We start from the raw sequence: 18,704 nt of genomic DNA on the forward strand, positions 1-18,704 counted from the left end.
AATGCGCGGTTCAGGCCAGGGTGACCTGGCCGAGGGGAGTGTCCAGCACCGCCCGCAACGCGATCTCCGGGCCCTCGGCGATGTCCAGCTCGACGCCCAGCGCGGTCAGGTCGCGGCGGAGCGCGGCGGGCTCCGGGTGTACGGCGCTGAAGGCGGCCAGGCCCAGTCGGGGCAGTCCCGAGGCCGCGGGGTGGGTGGTGCCGCCCCAGTCGATGAGGAACGGCACCGGCCTGACCGGCGCGGAATCGTCCCGCCTGGTGAGCCGCCACTCCAGCAGGGTGCCGTCGGGCGTGCGCCGGGACAGCGGCTCGACGTCGCCGGGGTCGTAACCGTGCTCGCGGGCCTGCCGTACGGACTTGTCGAGGTCGGTGGGGTGTACGGCCCAGGTGATGAGCTGCGGTTCGGACAGGGTCTCCAGGTCGAAAACGGAGCGCTGGAGGCCGTCCTCGGCCTCCGGGTCCGGCCCGATGATCTCCAGGTAGGAGGTCTCGCCGAAGGAGACCAGGTAGTTGGCGGTGCCGCCGGGGTGACGGCCCCCGGCCGCCGGGGTTACTCCGGTGCGCTCGGCGAACTCGGCGACGCCGAGCAGGAGGTCGGGTACGGCGTAGACGAGGTGGTCGAGGTGCGGGTCGGTCACTGGTCTGCCTTCCGGTCGCTGGTGGGCTCTCCTAGCGAGAGCATGAGCCGGTTCGCCCAGTTGAAGAAGGCCGCCGCGTGAGTTGTGTCGCCGATCGCCAGATCGTCCAGCCCGGCGGCGCGCAGCGTGTCGATCTCGGTTGGGGTGGAGGTCATGCGGGGCCTGTTCGCGTGGAGGTCGTTTCCGTCGCGGTAGCCGGGGCCCAGCCGAACGCGGGGGCGACCTCGGTCGCCAGCAGTTCGATGGAGCGGAGGATCAGCGGGTGTGGCGGGTCGACCGAGTGCACCTGCAGGACCAGGTCGGTGACCCGGTCGAGCGTGGGATCGGCCTTGAGGCTGTCGATGACGTCCTGCGGGGTGCCCGCGTGCACGTCGAAGGCGGTGATGCGGTCGCGGGAGGTCTCGAAGGGCAGCCGGGCGCGGCTCAGCCCGCGTTCGGCGTACCGCAGCGCCTCGGCCCGGCTGTCGGCCACGAACGCGGTCCGCGACGCCACGATCCGGGGTGCGGTGCCCGTGGGCAGGTTCTCGTAGTAGGCGTCCACGATGGGCCGCTGGATCTCCGCCAGCGTCGCCTCGGGATGCTCCTCGGGACGTGGCTGGGTACGCGACAGCATCAGCCCGTTGCCCGCCCGGCCCGCCCTGGCGCCGCCGCTCACCGAGAACGTCGCCTCCCAGACGGCGTCGAGCAGGCGCGGCGCCGCGGGATAGAGCCGGTTGCCGCCGCCGAGGTCGCGGCCCGACCAGGCGTCGACGAGCACCGCCAGATGCTCGGCGTAGACGGCCGCCCGCCGCGCGCTCTCCTTCCCGAACGCGGTGAACGACGACGGCGTGCCGCCGCTGCCGACGCCCACTTCGAGCCGGCCGCCGGTCAGCAGGTCGAGTACGGCGGTGTCCTCGGCCACGCGTACCGGATGTTCGAGCGGCAGCGTGATGATGCCGGTGCCGAGCCTGATCCGGCTGGTACGCGCGGCGACGTGGGCGAGGAAGACCAGCGGCGCGGGTAGCCCGCCCTCAGCGCCGTCGAAGTGGTGCTGCGCCACCCAGGCCGTGTCGAACCCGAAGGACTCCGCGTGGCCGATCTGCTCGGCGGCCAGCTGGAAGCGCTCGTCGGCGGGCACCTCGTCGAGCAGCCGGCTGAAGAATCCCAGCCTCATCGCACCGGCTCCGGGATCGCGGTCAGGAGTTCGCGGGTGTAGTCGTGCCGTGGGTTGGTGAAGACCCGTTGTGTGGTTCCGAATTCCACTATGCGTCCCTGTTCATGACGGAAACGGTGTGTGAGATCTGGCGCACCACCGCGCGGCGATGGGCTGGCGGGGGTCTATCAAAACCACCATATTCTACCTAAATGGTAGGTATATCCTCACCGTCTCGGCGAGGGCTGAACGTCGCGTGCTCAGCGGCTTGATCGAGCGCCGCGTGACGGGCGAGGACGTTAGCGGGGACGCTACTCGCCCGTCACACCGTCGATCTGCTCGCGCAAGAAGTCGGCGTGGCCGTTGTGGCGGGCGTACTCCTCGATCATGTGGACGAGGATCCACCGGTGGGAGCAGTCCTGCCCGTGGCGCTGTGCCTTGCCCAGGGCGTCGAGCGGCACCTCGGCCGACACCTCGCGGGCGTGCTCGATCTCGCTCTGCCAGGTCTTGAACGCCTCGTCGGCCGAGGCGGTGTCGACGTCGTCGAAGTCCGCGTCTTGGTTGGTGTCCTTGCCCCACAGCTTCGGGACGTCCTCGCCGTTCAGCACCCCCCGGTACCAGGCCCGCTCCACATGGGCCATGTGCCGGACCAAGCCGAGCAGCGACATGGTCGACGGTGGGGCGGAACGCTGCCGCAGCTGGTCCTCCGACAGGCCCTCGCACTTGACGGCCAGGGTCTCGCGATGCCAGTCGAGCCAGTTGGTGAGCATGGCGCGCTCGTCGGCGATGAAGGGGGGCGGGATGCGATTGTCACTCATGCTGCGCAAACGTAGCTGACCGGCCGAGTTACCGTCGAAGTAGACCATCCAGGACGGCCTGTTTGGCGAACCAATAGCTGGAACCAGGAGTCGAACAGGTCAGGGGCGGAAACGGCGGGGGGTCGTGATCATGAGGCGTCTGGTGGCCGCACTGGCGGTGGTCACGGTGACATCGACATCGTGCGGGGGGATCGGACAGGCGTCCGAGGTGTGGCAGGCCTCCGTCAAACGGTCGGAGGACCCGGTCGCGACGGTCGCGCCGACGTGGATGCGCGGGCTGCGGGTGGTTCGCGACAACGGCAACGAGGGATCCTGTGCCTGGTCGACCACGTACCCGCAGGTGCCGGGCGCGCAGCCGCTGACGGACGCGCTGCGCCGGCTGGTCGAGGCGCGGCGGGCCACGTTCCTGAAGTGGGCGCGGGAGAGCGGGTGCGGCGAGCAAGCCGGGAAGGCGCCTGAGTTGAACGTCGGGTTCGGCTTCGTGGCGGCCTCCGGCGACGTGATCGGGGTCCGGTTCACCGTCTACCAGCTCGGCGGTGCGGGCGACGGCAAGTCGACGACGTCGCTCTGGTACGACGGGGTCAAGGGCCAGGTCGTGCCCGCCATGTCGCTCATCGACGCGGCGTCCATGAGCGGGTTCGAGGCGCTGACGCAGAAGGCGCTGACGGAGAAGGAGCTGGCCGAGAAGGCGCGGCTCGCGGACCGGAGCGCCCAGACGCTCGACGACCTGGGCTTCACCAAGGACGGCGATCTGGTCGTGACCTTCGACGAGGGGGAGGTGGCGGCGGGGGCCGTCGGCCAGGTGCAGGCCGTGTTGCCGCGCGCCGAGGTGGAGCCGCTGCTGTCGGACTTCGGCCGGCGGGCGCAGGCCCAGGTCATGCGTCCGGCCGGCCGCATGGCGCTGCCCGGATATACGGCGGACGGCTCGGTCGACTGCCGCCGGGTCAAGTGCGTGGCGCTCACCTTCGACGACGGCCCGAGTCCGTACACCCCCAGGTTGCTCCAATACCTGGCCAGGTACCGGGCGCGGGCCACGTTCTTCGTCGTCGGGCAGAACGTGGTCGCCCGCCCCGGCGTGGTGCGCGGCGCCCTGCGGGCCGGGCACGAGATCGGCAACCACAGCTGGTCGCACCGCGACCTGACCAGGCTGTCCGCCCGTGGGGTGCGAGCGGACCTGGCCAGGACCGACCAGGCGATCCGGAAGGCGACGGGGGTGACGCCCACGCTGGTCCGCCCGCCGTACGGTGCCTTCGACCGCGTCGTCCGCAGGCAGTCGCCGCACCCGCTGGTGCTGTGGAGCGTGGACACCCTGGACTGGTTGTACCGCAACAGCGGCCATGTGACCCGTGCCGCGGTCGGCCCAGCGCGACCCGGATCAATCATTCTTTTTCATGACATCAGGCCGACCACCGTGGCGGCGATCCCCCAGGTGCTGAAGAGGCTGTCCAAGCGCGGCTTTCACTTCGTGACGGTCAGCGAGCTGTACGGCGGCCGTCCCCCCGCGGTCGCCGTCCAAGGGCCGAGGCCGAGACATCCATGACCCCTCAGAGGTGGACGTACTCGTAGTCGAGCGGCCGGCCGTTGATGCCGTTGCGCGGCGGGGCCAACCAGGCGGCGATCTTGCCGGGTTCGTAGACCGGCCGCATCAGGCTGTGGACGTACGCCTTGTCGGCGGGAGTGGGCAGCCAGCGGTCCCGGTCGCGCTCCCAGGCCGCCCGGTCGACGAGGCGGCCGTCCGGGGTGAGGTGGTGACCGGCGAACGCGCCGACCTGGCGGTTGAAGCCCACATGCGGCAGGTACAGGGTGGCGACGCCGTCCAGGATGCGGTTCCACCGGGTCAGGCCGGTGGCGCAGTCGGCGATGTACTCCGCGCGCAGGTCGGCGTTGAGCGCGGTCAGCGCGGGCAGGCGCACGTCGGCCAGGCGGCCGTCCACGACCTGCTGGACGGTGGTGGCCGCCTCGGTGAGCTGGTGGTCGTCCTTGCGGCGTTCCTCCTGCCAGCGGCCCTTGAGCCCGGCCGTGTAGTAGTTGGCCACGTTCGTGGAGGTCTCGCCGCCGAACAGGTCCAGGCTGACGCTGTAGTGGAAGTTGATGTACTTCTGGATGACATCAAGCGGGATGCCACCATATTTCTGGATGTCGTCGGTGTCGTGCTCGCGCATCAGCGTCGCGGTGCGCTCCACCACCCGGTCCACGCCGGTGGTGCCGACGAACATGTGGTGGGCCTCCTCCTTCAGCATGAACTCACACGTACGGCTGAGCGGATCGAAGGCGCTCTCCTTCAGCGTGCCCAGCTGGTACTTGCCGTCGCGGTCGGTGAAGTAGGTGAACATGAAGAACGACAGCCAGTCCGGCGTCTCCTCGTTGAAGGCGCCCAGGATGCGCGGGGAGTCCTCGCTGCCGGAGTTGCGCAGCAGCAGCGCGTCGGCCTCGTCACGACCGGCCCGGCCGAAGTAGGCGTGCAGCAGGTAGACCATGGCCCACAGGTGCCGGCCCTCCTCGACGTTGACCTGGAACAGGTTGCGCAGGTCGTACAGGCTGGGCGCGGTCAGCCCGAGGCGGCGCTGCTGCTCCACGCTGGCCGGCTCGGTGTCGCCCTGCACCACGATGAGCCGCTGCAGCTCGGCGCGGAACTCGCCGGGCACCTGCTGCCAGACCGGCTGTCCCCGGTGCTGGCCGAAGGCGATGCGCCGGTCGGGGTCGCGCTCGGCCAGGAAGATGCCCCACCGGTATTCGGGCAGCGCCACATGCCCGAAGTGGGCCCAGCCCTCCCGGCCCACCGCCACCGCCGTACGCAGGTAGACATCCTGGGTCGGCAGCGCCGGTCCCATCTCGCCCCACCAGCGCAGGAAGCCGGGCTGCCACGACTCCAGCGCCCGTTGCAGCCGCCGGTCCTCGGCCAGGTTGACGTTGTTCGGGATGCGCTCGCCGTAGTCGATGGACATCTCACACTCGCTTCCGGTCGAAGGCGGGCCGCTGCCCGGTGCCGTAGCGGCGCAGCGCGCCCTCGGGACCGGCGGCGTTGGGGCGGTTGAACACCCAGTTCTGCCAGGCGGTGAGCCGGGCGAAGATCTTCGTCTCCAGCGTCTCGGGGCCGGCGAAGCGGTGGTTGGCCTCCATCGCGGTCAACGCGTCCGGGCTCAGGGCCGCCCGCTCCTCCAGCGCGATGCGTACCTCGTCCGCCCAGTCGATGTCGTCGAGCGCGAAGGTGACCAGGCCCTGCTCCTCCGCTTCGGCGGCGTCGATCTCGCGGCCGATCTCCTGCCGCAGCTTGGCGAGGTGGCCGGGGTCGCCGAGGAAGCGGGCGGCCAGCCGGGACAGGCCGTTGCCCATGGGGAACGCGCCGAAGTTCGCCTCGGTGAGGGTGATCGCCGTGCCTTCCTCGTCGAACATGTACTGGCGGTCGCAGGCCAGCGCCAGCTCCAGCAGCGGCCCGGCGAAGCAGCTGCCCGGCTCGATCAGCGCGATCAGGCTGCGGCTCGTCACGTCCAGGCGCTTGAGCGTGCGCTTGAAGTAGTGCCGGATCTCGTCGGCCGGCCAGCCGTCGCCCTGCCAGGCTTCGAGTACGCGGCGGGCGTCGCCCTCGGTCTTGATCACCCAGGTGCCCAGCTCCAGCTCGTTGGTGCGCAGCCGCAGGATCAGGTCGTCCAGCTCGCGGGTGAGCGCCAGCGGCCAGGACTCGATGTCCTGTCGAGGGCCGTACACCGTGATGGTGACCAGCCCGTTCGCCCGGTCGAGGGCCGCGGTGACGTTCGGGTAGCGGATCGCCTCCGCGCTCACCTCGCGCTCCAGCGGGGTCAGCACGATCCCCTTGGCGTCGCGCGGGCGGGTGGAGCGGGCGGCGGCCTCGGCGGCGCGCAGCCGTACCGTCTCCTCGAACCTGCTGCGCGGCACCGCCTCGTCGACCAGGCCCCACTCCACCGCGCGCGAGCCGCGCACGCCCTCGCTGCGCGTGGCGAACACATCCGCCAGGTCCTTGCGTACACCGCGCTTGTCGACCAGCCGGGTCAGGCCCCCGGTGCCGGGCAGTACGGCGAGCAGTGGCACCTCCGGCAGCGACACGGCCGTGGAGCCGTCGTCCAGCAGGATGATCCGGTCGCAGGCCAGCGCCAGCTCGAAGCCGCCGCCGGCCGCCGTGCCGTTGATCGCCGCGAGGTAGGTCTGGCCGGAGTTCGCGGTCGCGTCCTCGATGCCGTTGCGGGTCTCGTTGGTGAACTTGCAGAAGTTCACCTTCCAGGAGTGCGTCGATCCGGCCAGCATCCGGATGTTGGCGCCCGCGCAGAACACCTTCTCCAGGCCGCCGGTGATGATCACGGCGCGGACCTCGGGGTGCTCGAAGCGCAGGCGCTGGACGGCGTCGTACAGCTCGATGTCCACGCCCAGGTCGTAGGAGTTGAGCTTGAGCTCGTAGCCGGGGACCAGGCCGCCGTTCTCATCCACCTGGAGGACGATGCGGGCGATCTCGCCGTCGTACTCGACGCGGAGGTGGCGGTAGCGGTCGGGGTGGGTGTCGAAGGACACCTCGGGCGCTGTCTCGGACACGTCCCTATTTCGACATCCTTTTTTCGTTGCGTCAAGCATGTGTAGCATTTAATAGAGTGGCTGGGAAAGCGCTTCCCCTCGTCGGAGGTCCGATGCCCGCGCACCGCATTCATGACACCGAGCCCGCGCTGAACTGGGAGGACGCGTTCCTTTCCGGCAACGGCGAGTACGGGATCATGGTCTACGGCGAGCCGCACGCCCAGCGCGTGGTGTTCGACCATCACCGCTTCGTCCTGCCCAACGGCAGCCGCGACCTGCGCCCGCCCGCGATCGCCGACCGGCTGGGGGAGATCCGCGAGCTGATCCTGTCCGGGCGGGCCGCCGAGGCGCAGCGGGTGGCGGCAGACGGGCGGGACCTGGCCTGGACGCAGGCGTTCCATCCGGGGTACGAGCTGGTCGTCGAGGGCGCGTTCGCCGCCGGGCCCTACCGGCGGGTCACCGACTTCGCGACCGGAGAGATCGCGGTCACCTCGGGCTTCGCGACCGGGGAGGTTGTAGGCACGTCGGGTGGGCGCGCACACCACGCGTTCGTCTCCCGCGCCGACTCCGTCGTGGTCCAGCGGCTGACCGGCGAGCTGAGGCTGCGTCTGACGGGCGACCTGCCCGGCAAGCCCGACGACGTCGTCTACCGGACCACTGCTTACGAGAAGGATGGGCACGTCTTCCTGAGTGCTCGCGGCGCCTATCCGGCCGGGCTGGGCGCCGCCGGGTTCGAGGGGCTGACGCTCGTCCTGGCCGCCGACGTCTCCGTGTCCGGCGACGCGGTGGTGACGCGGGGCGAGACGCTGCTGCTGACGAAGCTGGACCGGTACGAGGAGCCCGGCTGGGGCACCGACCGGCTGGAGGCCGCTCTCACAACCTTGGCCGGGCATCGGTACGACGAGTTGCTGGCGCGGCATGTCGCCATCCATCGGCCCATCTACGAGCGGGTCACCCTCGATCTGGGTGTGGCCGGGGATCCGCCGGTGGGCGAGTTGATCGCTGAGCCTGGTCCCGCGCTGGTCGAGCGGTTGTTCCACTCGGGCCGCTACCTGCTGCTCAGCTCCTCGGGCGTGCTGCCGCCCCGGCTCACCGGTCTCTGGCTCGGTGCGTGGGGAGCGGCCTGGTCGGGCGACTTCACCACCGACGCCAACCTCAACCTGCAGCTGGCCGGGGCGAACATCGGCGCGATGCCCGAGCTCATGACCGGGTATGCCGCCCTGATCCGCGACCAGATCGACCACTGGCGGGTCAACGCCCGCGAGATCTACGGCGTGGACGGCATCCTCGCGCCGAGCCGTACCGACGGGGAGAGCGGTTACCTGTTCCACTTCGACGAGGACTGGCCGTGGACGATGTGGCTGGCCGGGGCCGACTGGCTGCTGTACCCGCTCCACGAGCACCACCAGGTCACCGGTGACCTGCCCGACGAGCTGCCCGGCTGGCTGGCGGAGGCGGCGGCGTTCTGGGAGGGGTTCCTGGCCGGGTCCGATTTCGTGATCGTGCCGTCGTTCTCGCCCGAGGTGGGTCCCGAGGGCTCCTCGTACGCGAGCGTCAACGCGACCATGGACATCGCGGCGGCCCGGCACGCCCTGGGCCTGGCCGGATCACCGCTGGCCGAGCGGCTGCCGTCGTACCGGATCGACGAGCGGGGCGCGCTCACGGAGTGGGCGTGGGACGCGGCCCCGCACGAGGATCACCGGCACGTCAGCCACCTGTATCCGGTGTGGCCGCTGCACGAGATCAACCCTGACGACGAGCCGGAGCTGACCGCGGCCGCGCACCGCGCCCTGGAGCTGCGCGGCGACGAGAACCTGTCGGCCCACGGCAGCCTGCACCGGGCACTGGCGGCGGCCCGGCTGAAGGACGCGGGGCTGGCCCAGGCCAACCTGATGAAGATCCTGGGCACGGACATGCTGTTCCGATCGCTCATGACCTCGCACAACCCGGGCCGGGAGATCTACAACGCCGACGCCGCGCACACCCTGCACGGGCTGGTCATCGAGCTGCTGGTGGACTCCCGGCCGGGGGTCGTGGAGCTGCTGCCCGCCGTACCCGAGCTGCTGCCGAAGGGGACGATCCGCGGCGTCGCCTGCCGGGGGCGGGTCGTCGTCGAGGAGCTGACCTGGGGGGAGGGGAGCGTGCGGGCGGTGCTGCGCTCGCCCGAGGACCAGCGGATCACCCTGATCCACCGCGCCTCCGGGCACCGGGAGGAGGTCGAGCTGGTCGCGGGCGAACCGCACCTGGTGGCCATCGACGGCTGAGGGCCGTGAAAGCAGATCGCCCCATCGGTTGAGTACAGGTGTGACTGCCAACATGACGGCTCGGCTCCCGCTCGTTGATCCCTCGGGGGCGATCAGCGACGCGGACCTGGTGGAGGCGTCGTACCGAAAACCCGAGCGGTTCGGGGAGCTCTACGACCGCTATATCGGGGAGATCCACGCCTACCTGGGCAGGCGGCTCGGCCAGGAGGCCGCCGACGACCTCGCCGCCGAGGTGTTTCTCACCGCGTTCAGGAAGCGCACCACGTTCGATCGCGAACGCGGGGAGGTGCGTCCCTGGTTGTACGGCATCGCTGGCAACCTGATCGCGATCCATCGCCGTACCGAGACCAGGAAGCTGGCGGCGCTGCGCCGCAGCGCGGCCGCTCCCGCGGGCACGGACCACGGTCACGAGGAACGCGTGGTCAGCCGCCTCGACGCCGCGAACGAGCAGGCGCGGCTCACAGCGGAGCTGCAGGCGCTCTCTGACGGGGACCGGGAGCGCTCGCCCTACCCGCGCAGGCGACCCCGCCCGAGCAGCCCGCCGTCCCGGACGGCAAGTAGGGCCACGAGGACTCGCCCGTCAGGGCGAGTCCTCGCCAGGCATCAGCGCACGACGGTGCAGCCGACCCACTTGATGACGTGCTTGTCCTTCTTCGTGAAGAACTCCGCGCCCTTCTTGCTCTTGAAGGCGCGCTTGTGCAGAACGCCCTTCTCATCGCGGAACCGGACGTTGACGCGACCGCCTTCGCGGTGCTTGACCACGCACTTCATCTTCTCGTCCGACCCGCAGGCGTCGTCCTCGGGGCCGAGTCGCTCCGAGTAGACGCGCACTTTCTTACCCTTGATGAGCTTGCCGTCCTCGTCCTCGAACCGGCCGTCCTTGAGGCTGATCCTCTTGCCCTCCTTGCCCTCGAACATGACGTCGGGCTCGGAGCACTCCAGGATGGGCGCGACCTGGTCGCTGGTGATCAGCTGGGGCTGCGACGGGTCGTCCGAGGCGAATGCGGGGGCGGACACGGCAGCGGTGGTGCCGAAGGCCGCCACGGCGATGATGGCGGCACCGAGTGCGCGTCTCATGTGACTCTCTTCTCTGACGGTTCTCTGAGGGTTGTGAGCTGTGACGACCGGCCGGTCACGATGAAGACTGCCGGGCCGGGTGTTAATTCCGTGTATGACAAAAATTGACCGCCCGTATTGACGATCTCGCAGGCGGCGGCTAGCGTCGTCTCATAATTGACAGGAAACTTTCCTATAAGTTTCCTGTCGGGCCTCCCACCCACCCCCAAAACCGCCGGAGGTCGGACCACCATGAGACACACGATCCTGAAGAAGGGCCTCGCGGTCCTGGCGGCGCTACTCCTGCCGCTGACCGCGACGGTCGCCGCACCTACCGGCGCGTACGGCGCCAGCTCGGTCGCCTTCGCCGCCGCCTGGGCCCCGTGGACCGCGTACACGGCAGGGACCCGCGTCACCTACAACGGCGTCGACTACGAGTGCGTCCAGAGCCATACCTCCCAGCCCGGCTGGGAGCCGCCGAACGTACCCGCCCTGTGGAAACCGGTCACCGGCGGCGGCACCGACACCACCGCGCCGTCCGTGCCCGGCAACCTGCGTTCGACGGGCACCACCTCCAGCAGCGTCTCCCTGGCCTGGGACGCCGCCACCGACAACGTCGGCGTCACCGGCTACGACGTCTATCGCGGCTCGACGCGGGTGACCACGGTCACCGGCACCTCCTACACCGACAGCGGGCTCGCGGCCGCCACCAGCTACACCTACACGGTCCGCGCCCGTGACGCCGCCGGGAACGTCTCGGCCGCCGGCAACTCCGTCACCGCCACCACCTCGGGCGGCACCGGCGCGCCCGGCCAGCCCGGCACGCCCAGTGTCACCGGCACGACCGCCAGCTCGATCGCCCTGTCATGGGGTGCCTCTTCCGGCACTGTCACCGGTTACCGCGTGTACGAGGGGAGCACGGTCAAGGCGACCGTGACCGGTACGTCGGCCACCATCGGGTCGCTGGGCGCCTGTACGTCGCACACGTACACGGTCAAGGCGTACAACTCGGTGGGCGAGTCCGCGGCCAGCGCCCAGGTCACCGGCGCGACCACCGGATGCACCGGCGGCGGTAACAAGGTGCTCGGCTACTTCGTCCAGTGGGGCGTCTACCAGCGCGGCTACCACGTCAAGAACATCGACACCAGCGGCTCGGCCGCCAAGCTGACCCACATCAACTACGCCTTCGGCAACGTGACGAACGGGCAGTGCGCCATCGGCGACAGCTACGCCGACTACGACCGTTTCTACCAGGCGGGCGAGAGCGTGGACGGCGTCGCCGACACCTGGGACGCGGGCGCGCTGCGCGGCAGCTTCAACCAGCTGCGCAAGCTCAAGAAGAAGTACCCGAACCTGAAGGTGCTGTTCTCCTTCGGCGGCTGGACCTGGTCCGGCGGCTTCGGCCAGGCCGCGCAGAACCCGACCGCCTTCGCCAACTCCTGCTACAACCTGGTCGAGGACCCGCGCTGGGCGGACGTGTTCGACGGCATCGACATCGACTGGGAGTACCCGAACGCCTGCGGCCTCAGCTGCGACAGCAGTGGCTCGGCGGCGTTCAAGAACGTCATGTCGGCCCTGCGCTCCCGCTTCGGGTCCGGCAACCTCGTCACCGCGGCCATCACCGCCGACGGCACCAGCGGTGGCAAGATCGACGCGGCCGACTACGGTGGCGCCGCTCAGTACGTCGACTGGTACAACGTCATGACGTACGACTTCTTCGGCGCCTTCGCGGCGCAGGGCCCCACGGCCCCGCACTCGCCGCTCACCTCGTACGCGGGCATCCCGACACCGGGCTTCTACTCCGACAACGCCATCCAGAAGCTCAAGAGCAAGGGCGTGCCGTCGAGCAAGCTGCTGCTCGGCATCGGGTTCTACGGCCGCGGCTGGAGCGGGGTCACGCAGTCCGCCCCCGGCGGCACGGCGACAGGGCCGGCGCCCGGTACGTACGAACAGGGCATCGAGGACTACAAGGTGCTCAAGACCCGCTGCCCGGCCACCGGTACCGTCGCCGGCACCGCGTACGCCTACTGCGGGGGCCAGTGGTGGAGCTATGACACGCCGAGCACCATCGGCGGCAAGATGAGCTACTCGAAGAGCCAGGGCCTGGGCGGCGCGTTCTTCTGGGAGCTCAGCGGCGACACCACCGGCGGTGAGCTGATCACTGCCATGAAGAGCGGCCTGGGGTGACCATCCGCACCTCCTGAGGGCCTCGTCTGGGCCGGTTCCGCGTCGCGGAGCCAGCCCTTTCGCCTTTCCTACCCCGATGGAGGGTTGACCCGGGATCTGGGTGGAAATCTTGAGATCATAACAGTTCGTAATCGTCCACTAACTGTCAGCTCATGATCCCCGGGGGTGATGATGATGGACATGCTTCCGCCGTCAGCGTTCATTCGCAGGACACCGACCCCGCCACGGCGGCGGTGGGGGTCGGCGTGCATGGCGCTGGCGCTCGCCGGCGCCATGGGCTTCGGCAGCGGGCTCGGATACTCGGTGGGCCGGACCGTACAGGAGCGGCAGTCGTCGCTGCGGCCACGGGTGGCGGCCATGTCGGTCACGACCGGTGAGGCCGCGCCGTCAGCGCCTGAACAGGTCAACGCGGCGCCGAAGCCCGCTGCCCCTCCAGCTGCCCGCCCAGTTGCCCGTCCGGCTGCTCATCGGGTCGCTCATCGGACCGTTCGGAAGGCTGCCCATCGTGCTGTCGAGCGGAAACATCGCGTCAAGACCGCGAAGACCCGCCATCATGTGAGGGTCGAGCACCGCTCGGCTTGCGTCCGGCTGCAGGGACTCAGGGAACGGCTGTGCAGGACCCTGTTCAAAGAACACTGACCACCGGGGGCCGCCGGGCGAAGAACACGAACTCCAGGCCGGGCCGGTCGGGCGCACCACGCACTTCCGCCACGGTGTATCCATGGGCGACCAGCGCCGCCTCGACCTCGTCACGCTCGCGGAAGCGCAGCGTCGAGTGCGAGGTCAGCACCTGCCCGTCCGAGCCGAAGACGTGCGTCCCGCGGAAGGTCACCAGCGGCCCGCTGACGTCGAGCACGTCGCACCAGCTCTCCACCGCGCCGACGCCCTGAATCTCGGTGACCTTGTGCGTCGCCGCGCGATCCCACCCCTCCCAGGCGCGTTTCGCCGGATCCCGGGTCTCGAACACGAGATGTCCACCGGGCCGCAACGCGTCGTAGACCCCACGTAACGTCCCCTCCCAATCGCGCGGGTCCATGATCGCTTGGGCGACATTTCCCGTCATGGTGGCCAGATCGACCTGCATCGGGGGAAGCGTCGTCGCGTCACCATGGAGCCAGCGCACCCGGTCGCCGTTCGGCTTGGCCCGCGCGACGTCGAGCGACGCGCGGGCCGGGTCGACGCCTATGACGTCGACGCCGCGACCGGCCAGGAGCAGCGCGAATGTCCCCGTCCCGCACCCCACGTCCAGCAGGGTACGGGCACCGAGGTCATCGGCGATGGCCACATACGCGTCCAGATCACCACGGTCGGGTTCGAGCGCGTCATAGATCGCGGCCAGCCGCTCCTTTTCGAACATATCGTCAGCCATCAGGCCACGGTATGCCGCAGAGCGTGGCCGGCTGTACTCAGTTTCCGGCCATCTTCTTGGCGAGCTCCTCAACGGAGTCCGCCTTCACGAGCTGACAGGGCGCGACCGGGCTGCCGGCCTTGGCCAGATAGGGGAGGAACGCCCAGTCCATTCCGGCGTAGTTACCCGGTCGGAACTCCAGGACGAGCGTCTCCTCCGGGCGCATGAAACGTGGGGAGATCACGAAGGTGTCCTTGTTGATCGGCGCGGCGACGTCTCGGGAGCGCCAGTTGTCCGGCTTGTCGAACTCCTTGCGCTGCTGCTCGGTCATGTTCTTGGTGCTCGGCGGGTCGTAGGCCAGGTCCGCGCCGACGAAACGCCCACGGGCGCACTGCTTGTCCGCTTCCGTGAATGTCACGTCGGCCACGATCCCCGCGCTCTTGAGCTTGGCCTCCAGCCCGTCGGGGTCCCGGAACTCCTTGACCGTCACCTGAACGGTGCCGTCGGCGTTCTTCACCACCGCGTACGCCGCACTCGGCGCCCCTGAGACCAACGGCACGGCCACCAGCGCGGCCGCGGCGATGCCCGCGACGGCCAACCCCGCCAGCACGGGACGACGCAACGGCTGCCAGGAGGGCCGACGGCGGGCGGGCGAGGTCGCCACGATCTCCGCGAGGAGGTCCTGGACGCCCTGGCCCATGGAGGGCTTGGCGTACTCGGCGGCCGGATCGATGGCGGACACCATGCGGTCGATCTTGTTCATCGGGTTTCTCCCCTCAGCGCGGTCATCACGGTGACCTCATCCGTCGTGGTCGTGTCGAGCAGCCGAGCCAGTCGTTTGCGGGCCTTATGCAGCCGGAGCCGGGCGGCGGTGCTGCTGCAGCCCAGCACCTTGGCGATCTGCGGGCCGGTCAGCTCCTCCCAGCAAGCCAGGGCGAGCACGTCCCGGTCGGCCGCGTTCAGGGCGGCGAAAGCGGTGCGTACGGCCTCGGTCCGTGGGTCGGCGGCCGTCTGCCCCTGTCCGACGGCCAGTTCGCCACGGAGCCGCGACGCGAGCGCGGTGCGGCGCGACTCGCCGCGCCGGTGATTGGCCAGGACCCGCCGGGCCGCGCCGTACAGCCAGAGCACGGCGGCATCGCCCTCGGGTACGTCATCCAGCCGCCGCCACGCGGCGAGGAAGGTCTCCGCGATCACATCGGCGACGTCGTCCACCGAATCGGTACGACGGATCGCATAGCGATGTACGGCCGGATAACAGGCGAGATAGAGCGCCTCGAAACGATCTCGCGTGTCGGGTGGCACGCGTTGATCCTGCACGGGTGTCTCCTTACCGAAGAATGCCGGAACACCTCACTAGGTGTCCGGCACCTCCGCAAGTGTTTCCACCTGTGCCCGGGGACCCCTTGCGGCTGAATAACAGATAACGGTTGAAGAACGCGGCATGGCGATGCGGTGTGCAGTAGAGCAGCATTGAGGTTGTGGCAGGGATCTCCGTCTGGCGACGGGCGAGTCTGCGTCACGGGCCCTATGTGGCCCGGGCGATGGCCGAGCTGCGCTCCTGGCCGGCTCTGGCGGTCAGCGATACCCGGCGCGGCGTGGCCTTCGCGGTGCGGGGCACCGAGATCCTGCGCCCGTCCGGCCGGGACGAGGTGCACCTGCGTCTGACGGCGGCGGCGATCGACCGGCTCGAACCGCACCTGCGTGTCTGCGGCCAGGTGCACCCCTGCGCCGATCGCGCCTGGGTGGCCGTGGAGGTAGACGCCGAACCCGACCTCGAACTGCTGCTCGCCCTGACCAGCGTGGCGATCAAGGCACACGCCTCATAAACCAGTCGGCGTCAGGCTGCCGCGTGGACCCGGAGACCGGCCTTCCGCCACACCTTGAACAGCCGCCTGGCCGAGCCACCCACCGGCCCGACCGCCTCATAGAGCACCTTCGACGAGACCGGCTCGGCAGTCTCCACGGCGGTCACCGCGTCGTCCGCGTTGGTGATCGTGTGCGTACAGACGCTCAGCAGGTAATCGGGGATCTGCAGGCGCGGATCCGTACAGCCCACCAGCGGAACACCCACCGCGGCGACCACCGGAAACACGGTCCCCGGTATGCCGATGGCGGCCTCGGCCCGCGCCGCCGCCTGGACCGAGGGGACCGAGCTGATCTCGTACCGTTCCCACAGCGAGCGGTCCTCGCGCGGGTGCAGCCCGACCAGGATGTGCTTGCCGGCCGCCGCGAGGCGTTCCGCCGCGGCGAGCAGCAGCTCGGTGCCGGGGGCCGAGCCGCCGGTGCCGCTGGACTTGGTCACGCTGGTGAGCACCAGTACGGTGCCCTCCTCCGGGTGGTGTTTGGGCAGGTCGTCGGTCTGCGGTGTACCCACGACCGTGATCGGGCGGCGCACGCCCAGGTAGTCGTCGTACACCTTCGCCTCGGCGGGCGACGACGCGGTGATCGCCCGCAGCCGCTCGCGGAACTCCTTGGCCCGCGGCGCCTCCACCGGCAGTTGGTAGGCCAGCGAACTGGCGACCAGTGGCAGGGGGCGCAGCCGCGCGGCGCAGTCGGCGGGCCAATCCCCGGCGCCGGTCACCACGAGCAGGTCGGCCTGCGGGATCTCGTCAGGTGTCGCGACCGGGACCGGATCGCCCGGCTTGATCCCTGATCGGTCGGGCACCAGCTGCACCACCTCCCACCCCAGACGCCGCGCCTCGGGCAGCAGCGGAGCCGCGTGATAGGTGCCCCACGGCTCGTTCGTGGCGATCAGTACCCGGGGCCCCGTCGGCCGAGCCGTCGCCGCCCGGGCGGCCGTACCGCCGAGCACGGTGAGCCCGACCCCGGACAGCGCGCCGGTGAGCAGAGCCCGCCGGGACAGGCTGCTAGCGGACATGTCGTTAAATGCCATGGAATCGGAATTTATGGGGTGGTCTGGGCTTATTTGTGAACATAGACCGTCCCCCAGGCGAACGAAGCGGCGCAGCAGAACCGGCCCGAGGCTACCGCTTCGCCGAGGCGACGAAGAGCGGCAGCGCCAGGAACATCCGCCCCGCCTGAGCGCGCGCCGTCTGCTCGGCCACCCAGGACGCCTCCTGCGCGGGAGTGATGGCTCCGGCCGTACGGGCGGCCCCCGCGAGCCCGGTGAGCATGGGCAGCAGCATCGCGTCGGTGAAGACGCCCGTGCGCACCTCCAACGCGACGTCCTCGAACCCGGCGTCGAGCAGCAGGTTGCGGTAGGAACGCGCGGCCCGGGGGTTGGTCACCTGGTCGGCGCGCGCGTGGACGATGGTCCGCGTGAGCGCTGGGTCGTCGGAGTCGATGACGAAGGTGTCCCAGTCCTGCCCGATCAGCACGATCCGCCCGCCGGGGGACAGGACCCGCCGCGCCTCCGCCAGCGCCTTGCCCGGGTCGGCGAGCTCGTGGAAGACCTTCTCGGCCCGGTACCCCGCCACACCCCCGTCGGCGACGGGCAGATCGCAGGCGTCGCCCAGCCTGAAGTCGGCGCCCGGCCACCTGTCGCGGGCCGCCGTGAGCATCTGCTCGCTGACGTCCACGCCGATGGCCCGTACGCCACGCTCGGCCAGCTCACCGACCGCCCGCCCGGCGCCGCACCCGACATCCACCACGGCCGATCCGTACGGAAGATCGAGCAGTTCGTACGACCCTGCGCGCAACCTGACAGCGTCCGGCAGGGCGTCGGCGACATCCAGCAGCCGGATGAGTGATTCCTGTTGTTCGGAAGACATGCGGGCAAGCATGCGACTTAATGTCGACATGAAGTCAAGTACCAGCATGAGCAGCGGATGAGTGCTGGACCGGCTCCTACGGCTGGGCCTGCTCGGCCAGGATGCTGGTGATGGCCTGCTCCGCGGTGGTGTGGATGTTCAGGGCCGATGACAGGCCGGTGATTTCAAGGATGCGGGCGGGTGCGCCGCGTACGGCCGCCAGATGGAGTGCGGCACCCTGTTCGCTCAGGGCCGCGTTAAGGCGTATCAGCAGGTGCAGGCCCATGCTGTCGAGGAAGGTCAGCCCGTCCAGGTCGAGCAGCAGCGGCTCGCCGGGCCGGAGCTGCCCGCTGAGGTAGGTCTCCAATTGGGCGGCGTTGGTGGTGTCCACCTCGCCGGTCACGGTGATCAGCACGCCGCTGATCAGGCGCTGGCTGTCCAGGCTCAAAGGGGGCATGGCGGTTCTACGGCCTGCTCAGCAGGCCGCCGACGGCGGCGCGACAGTCATGACGTCCTCTCAGGGCTGGCCGAGTACGGGCGCGATTCCTTCCTTGCATCCGCACTGTAATCCCGAAGACCGATACCGGAAAGACTTTTCCCCATAGGATCTTCTGGGAAGAGAGGGTACAGTCCGCCCCGCAGCCGCTGTTAACCGCCGGGGGCGGAGAAGGTGAAGACCGTGAGCGCATCCGACGACCGTTCGTCCACTTGGACGTTCCTGACCCACCACGCCCGCGTCCTGCTGGAGATCGCCCGCGACCCACAGGCGCGGATGCGCGACATCGCCGCCGGCATCGGCATCACCGAACGCGCCGTGCAAGGCATCGTGACCGACCTGCACCAGGCCGGCTACCTTTCCCGCGACCGAGTCGGCCGCCGCAACCACTACAGCCTCAACCTCGACGAGCACTTCCGCTACCCGACCGAGGCCGGTCTGCCGATCCGGCTGCTGATCGACACGTTCACCCAGCACGACCTGCTCGACCGCCCCACCACTCCACAACCACACGAGTGACGCACGGGTTTCTGGT

At 69.8% G+C, this 18,704-nt stretch carries 19 protein-coding genes and 1 pseudogene; 6 read left to right on the plus strand and 14 right to left on the minus strand.

Features of this window, described 5'->3' with window-relative positions; genetic code table 11:
• Positions 1-10 precede the first annotated feature (10 nt).
• From AB0J16_RS41225 to AB0J16_RS41245, 5 genes are all read right to left on the minus strand, one after another.
• Entirely contained in the window at positions 11-637 is a 627-nt protein-coding gene (locus AB0J16_RS41225) for a VOC family protein (protein ID WP_358550324.1), read from the minus strand.
• The gene (locus AB0J16_RS41230; RefSeq protein WP_358550388.1) at positions 634-792 is read right to left on the minus strand and encodes a hypothetical protein; all 159 of its coding nucleotides are present in this window, start codon (positions 790-792) and stop codon (positions 634-636) included. The genes AB0J16_RS41225 and AB0J16_RS41230 overlap by 4 nt, the downstream gene beginning before the upstream one ends.
• Positions 789-1,790 (minus strand): putative FMN-dependent luciferase-like monooxygenase, encoded by a 1,002-nt coding sequence (locus AB0J16_RS41235; RefSeq protein ID WP_358550326.1) that lies wholly within the window; start codon positions 1,788-1,790, stop codon positions 789-791. Before AB0J16_RS41235 ends, AB0J16_RS41230 begins: the two co-directional genes overlap by 4 nt.
• Positions 1,787-1,879 carry a hypothetical protein gene (locus tag AB0J16_RS41240; protein WP_358550328.1) on the minus strand — a complete coding sequence of 31 codons (93 nt, stop codon included), beginning with the start codon at positions 1,877-1,879 and terminating at the stop codon, positions 1,787-1,789. Before AB0J16_RS41240 ends, AB0J16_RS41235 begins: the two co-directional genes overlap by 4 nt.
• Positions 1,880-2,080: 201 nt before the next feature.
• Complete coding sequence (locus tag AB0J16_RS41245) at positions 2,081-2,587, minus strand: DinB family protein (RefSeq protein ID WP_358550330.1); 507 nt, start codon at positions 2,585-2,587, stop codon at positions 2,081-2,083.
• A gap of 130 nt (positions 2,588-2,717) precedes the next feature.
• Here AB0J16_RS41245 and AB0J16_RS41250 point away from each other — a divergent pair, with 130 nt between their 5' ends.
• Positions 2,718-4,127, plus strand: a complete 1,410-nt coding sequence (locus AB0J16_RS41250) for a polysaccharide deacetylase family protein (protein WP_358550332.1) — start codon at positions 2,718-2,720, stop codon at positions 4,125-4,127.
• A 4-nt stretch (positions 4,128-4,131) separates the two neighbouring features.
• On the opposite strand, the gene boxB is transcribed toward AB0J16_RS41250, so the two are convergent.
• Together boxB and boxC are read right to left on the minus strand one after the other, a co-directional pair.
• Entirely contained in the window at positions 4,132-5,532 is a 1,401-nt protein-coding gene (boxB, locus tag AB0J16_RS41255; protein ID WP_358550333.1) for a benzoyl-CoA 2,3-epoxidase subunit BoxB, read from the minus strand.
• A gap of 1 nt (position 5,533) precedes the next feature.
• Positions 5,534-7,129 carry a 2,3-epoxybenzoyl-CoA dihydrolase gene (gene boxC / locus AB0J16_RS41260; RefSeq protein ID WP_358550335.1) on the minus strand — a complete coding sequence of 532 codons (1,596 nt, stop codon included), beginning with the start codon at positions 7,127-7,129 and terminating at the stop codon, positions 5,534-5,536.
• Between the two features lie 92 nt (positions 7,130-7,221).
• Between boxC and AB0J16_RS41265 the strand changes: the two genes are divergently transcribed.
• Together AB0J16_RS41265 and AB0J16_RS41270 are read left to right on the plus strand one after the other, a co-directional pair.
• A complete protein-coding gene (locus AB0J16_RS41265) occupies positions 7,222-9,372 on the plus strand; it encodes a glycoside hydrolase N-terminal domain-containing protein (RefSeq protein ID WP_358550337.1) in 2,151 nt (716 codons plus the stop codon).
• 52 nt (positions 9,373-9,424) lie between these two features.
• Positions 9,425-9,712: pseudogene (locus AB0J16_RS41270) on the plus strand (sigma factor); the annotation flags it as partial.
• 263 nt (positions 9,713-9,975) lie between these two features.
• Here AB0J16_RS41270 and AB0J16_RS41275 read toward each other — a convergent pair.
• Entirely contained in the window at positions 9,976-10,449 is a 474-nt protein-coding gene (locus AB0J16_RS41275; protein WP_358550390.1) for a hypothetical protein, read from the minus strand.
• Positions 10,450-10,680: 231 nt separating this feature from the next.
• Between AB0J16_RS41275 and AB0J16_RS41280 the strand changes: the two genes are divergently transcribed.
• Positions 10,681-12,615, plus strand: coding sequence for a glycosyl hydrolase family 18 protein (locus AB0J16_RS41280; RefSeq protein ID WP_358550339.1), 1,935 nt, complete (start codon positions 10,681-10,683; stop codon positions 12,613-12,615).
• Between the two features lie 625 nt (positions 12,616-13,240).
• On the opposite strand, the gene AB0J16_RS41285 is transcribed toward AB0J16_RS41280, so the two are convergent.
• From AB0J16_RS41285 to AB0J16_RS41295, 3 genes are read right to left on the minus strand one after another with little or no spacing between them, the layout of a single operon-like run.
• A complete protein-coding gene (locus AB0J16_RS41285; RefSeq protein WP_358550341.1) occupies positions 13,241-13,984 on the minus strand; it encodes a class I SAM-dependent methyltransferase in 744 nt (247 codons plus the stop codon).
• Positions 13,985-14,021: 37 nt separating this feature from the next.
• Positions 14,022-14,726 carry a hypothetical protein gene (locus tag AB0J16_RS41290; protein ID WP_358550342.1) on the minus strand — a complete coding sequence of 235 codons (705 nt, stop codon included), beginning with the start codon at positions 14,724-14,726 and terminating at the stop codon, positions 14,022-14,024.
• On the minus strand, positions 14,723-15,280 hold the full coding sequence (locus AB0J16_RS41295) for an RNA polymerase sigma factor (RefSeq protein WP_358550344.1): 558 nt from the start codon (positions 15,278-15,280) through the stop codon (positions 14,723-14,725). Before AB0J16_RS41295 ends, AB0J16_RS41290 begins: the two co-directional genes overlap by 4 nt.
• Positions 15,281-15,441: 161 nt before the next feature.
• Here AB0J16_RS41295 and AB0J16_RS41300 point away from each other — a divergent pair, with 161 nt between their 5' ends.
• Positions 15,442-15,789 (plus strand): luciferase family protein, encoded by a 348-nt coding sequence (locus tag AB0J16_RS41300; protein WP_358550346.1) that lies wholly within the window; start codon positions 15,442-15,444, stop codon positions 15,787-15,789.
• 11 nt (positions 15,790-15,800) lie between these two features.
• Here AB0J16_RS41300 and AB0J16_RS41305 read toward each other — a convergent pair whose 3' ends face one another.
• From AB0J16_RS41305 to AB0J16_RS41315, 3 genes are all read right to left on the minus strand, one after another.
• Positions 15,801-16,841, minus strand: a complete 1,041-nt coding sequence (locus AB0J16_RS41305) for a hypothetical protein (protein WP_358550348.1) — start codon at positions 16,839-16,841, stop codon at positions 15,801-15,803.
• 106 nt (positions 16,842-16,947) lie between these two features.
• On the minus strand, positions 16,948-17,694 hold the full coding sequence (locus tag AB0J16_RS41310) for a methyltransferase domain-containing protein (protein WP_358550350.1): 747 nt from the start codon (positions 17,692-17,694) through the stop codon (positions 16,948-16,950).
• 76 nt (positions 17,695-17,770) lie between these two features.
• On the minus strand, positions 17,771-18,130 hold the full coding sequence (locus AB0J16_RS41315) for an STAS domain-containing protein (protein WP_358550352.1): 360 nt from the start codon (positions 18,128-18,130) through the stop codon (positions 17,771-17,773).
• 222 nt (positions 18,131-18,352) lie between these two features.
• Here AB0J16_RS41315 and AB0J16_RS41320 point away from each other — a divergent pair, with 222 nt between their 5' ends.
• Positions 18,353-18,688 (plus strand): helix-turn-helix domain-containing protein, encoded by a 336-nt coding sequence (locus AB0J16_RS41320; protein ID WP_358550354.1) that lies wholly within the window; start codon positions 18,353-18,355, stop codon positions 18,686-18,688.
• The last annotated feature ends 16 nt before the right edge of the window (positions 18,689-18,704 follow it).

Origin of the sequence: Nonomuraea sp. NPDC049750 (assembly GCF_040659625.1) — a bacterium.
Taxonomy (GTDB): domain Bacteria; phylum Actinomycetota; class Actinomycetes; order Streptosporangiales; family Streptosporangiaceae; genus Nonomuraea.

Coding starts and splice junctions, on each gene's coding strand:
- AB0J16_RS41280 (WP_358550339.1), top strand. CDS start 10,681: ATGAGACACACGATCCTGAAGAAGGGCCTCGCGGTCCTGGCGGCGCTA.
- AB0J16_RS41235 (WP_358550326.1), bottom strand. CDS start 1,790: ATGAGGCTGGGATTCTTCAGCCGGCTGCTCGACGAGGTGCCCGCCGAC.
- boxB (WP_358550333.1), bottom strand. CDS start 5,532: ATGTCCATCGACTACGGCGAGCGCATCCCGAACAACGTCAACCTGGCC.
- AB0J16_RS41230 (WP_358550388.1), bottom strand. CDS start 792: ATGACCTCCACCCCAACCGAGATCGACACGCTGCGCGCCGCCGGGCTG.
- AB0J16_RS41315 (WP_358550352.1), bottom strand. CDS start 18,130: ATGCCCCCTTTGAGCCTGGACAGCCAGCGCCTGATCAGCGGCGTGCTG.
- AB0J16_RS41305 (WP_358550348.1), bottom strand. CDS start 16,841: ATGTCCGCTAGCAGCCTGTCCCGGCGGGCTCTGCTCACCGGCGCGCTG.
- AB0J16_RS41310 (WP_358550350.1), bottom strand. CDS start 17,694: ATGTCTTCCGAACAACAGGAATCACTCATCCGGCTGCTGGATGTCGCC.
- AB0J16_RS41285 (WP_358550341.1), bottom strand. CDS start 13,984: ATGGCTGACGATATGTTCGAAAAGGAGCGGCTGGCCGCGATCTATGAC.
- AB0J16_RS41245 (WP_358550330.1), bottom strand. CDS start 2,587: ATGAGTGACAATCGCATCCCGCCCCCCTTCATCGCCGACGAGCGCGCC.
- AB0J16_RS41250 (WP_358550332.1), top strand. CDS start 2,718: ATGAGGCGTCTGGTGGCCGCACTGGCGGTGGTCACGGTGACATCGACA.
- AB0J16_RS41265 (WP_358550337.1), top strand. CDS start 7,222: ATGCCCGCGCACCGCATTCATGACACCGAGCCCGCGCTGAACTGGGAG.
- AB0J16_RS41275 (WP_358550390.1), bottom strand. CDS start 10,449: ATGAGACGCGCACTCGGTGCCGCCATCATCGCCGTGGCGGCCTTCGGC.
- AB0J16_RS41290 (WP_358550342.1), bottom strand. CDS start 14,726: ATGAACAAGATCGACCGCATGGTGTCCGCCATCGATCCGGCCGCCGAG.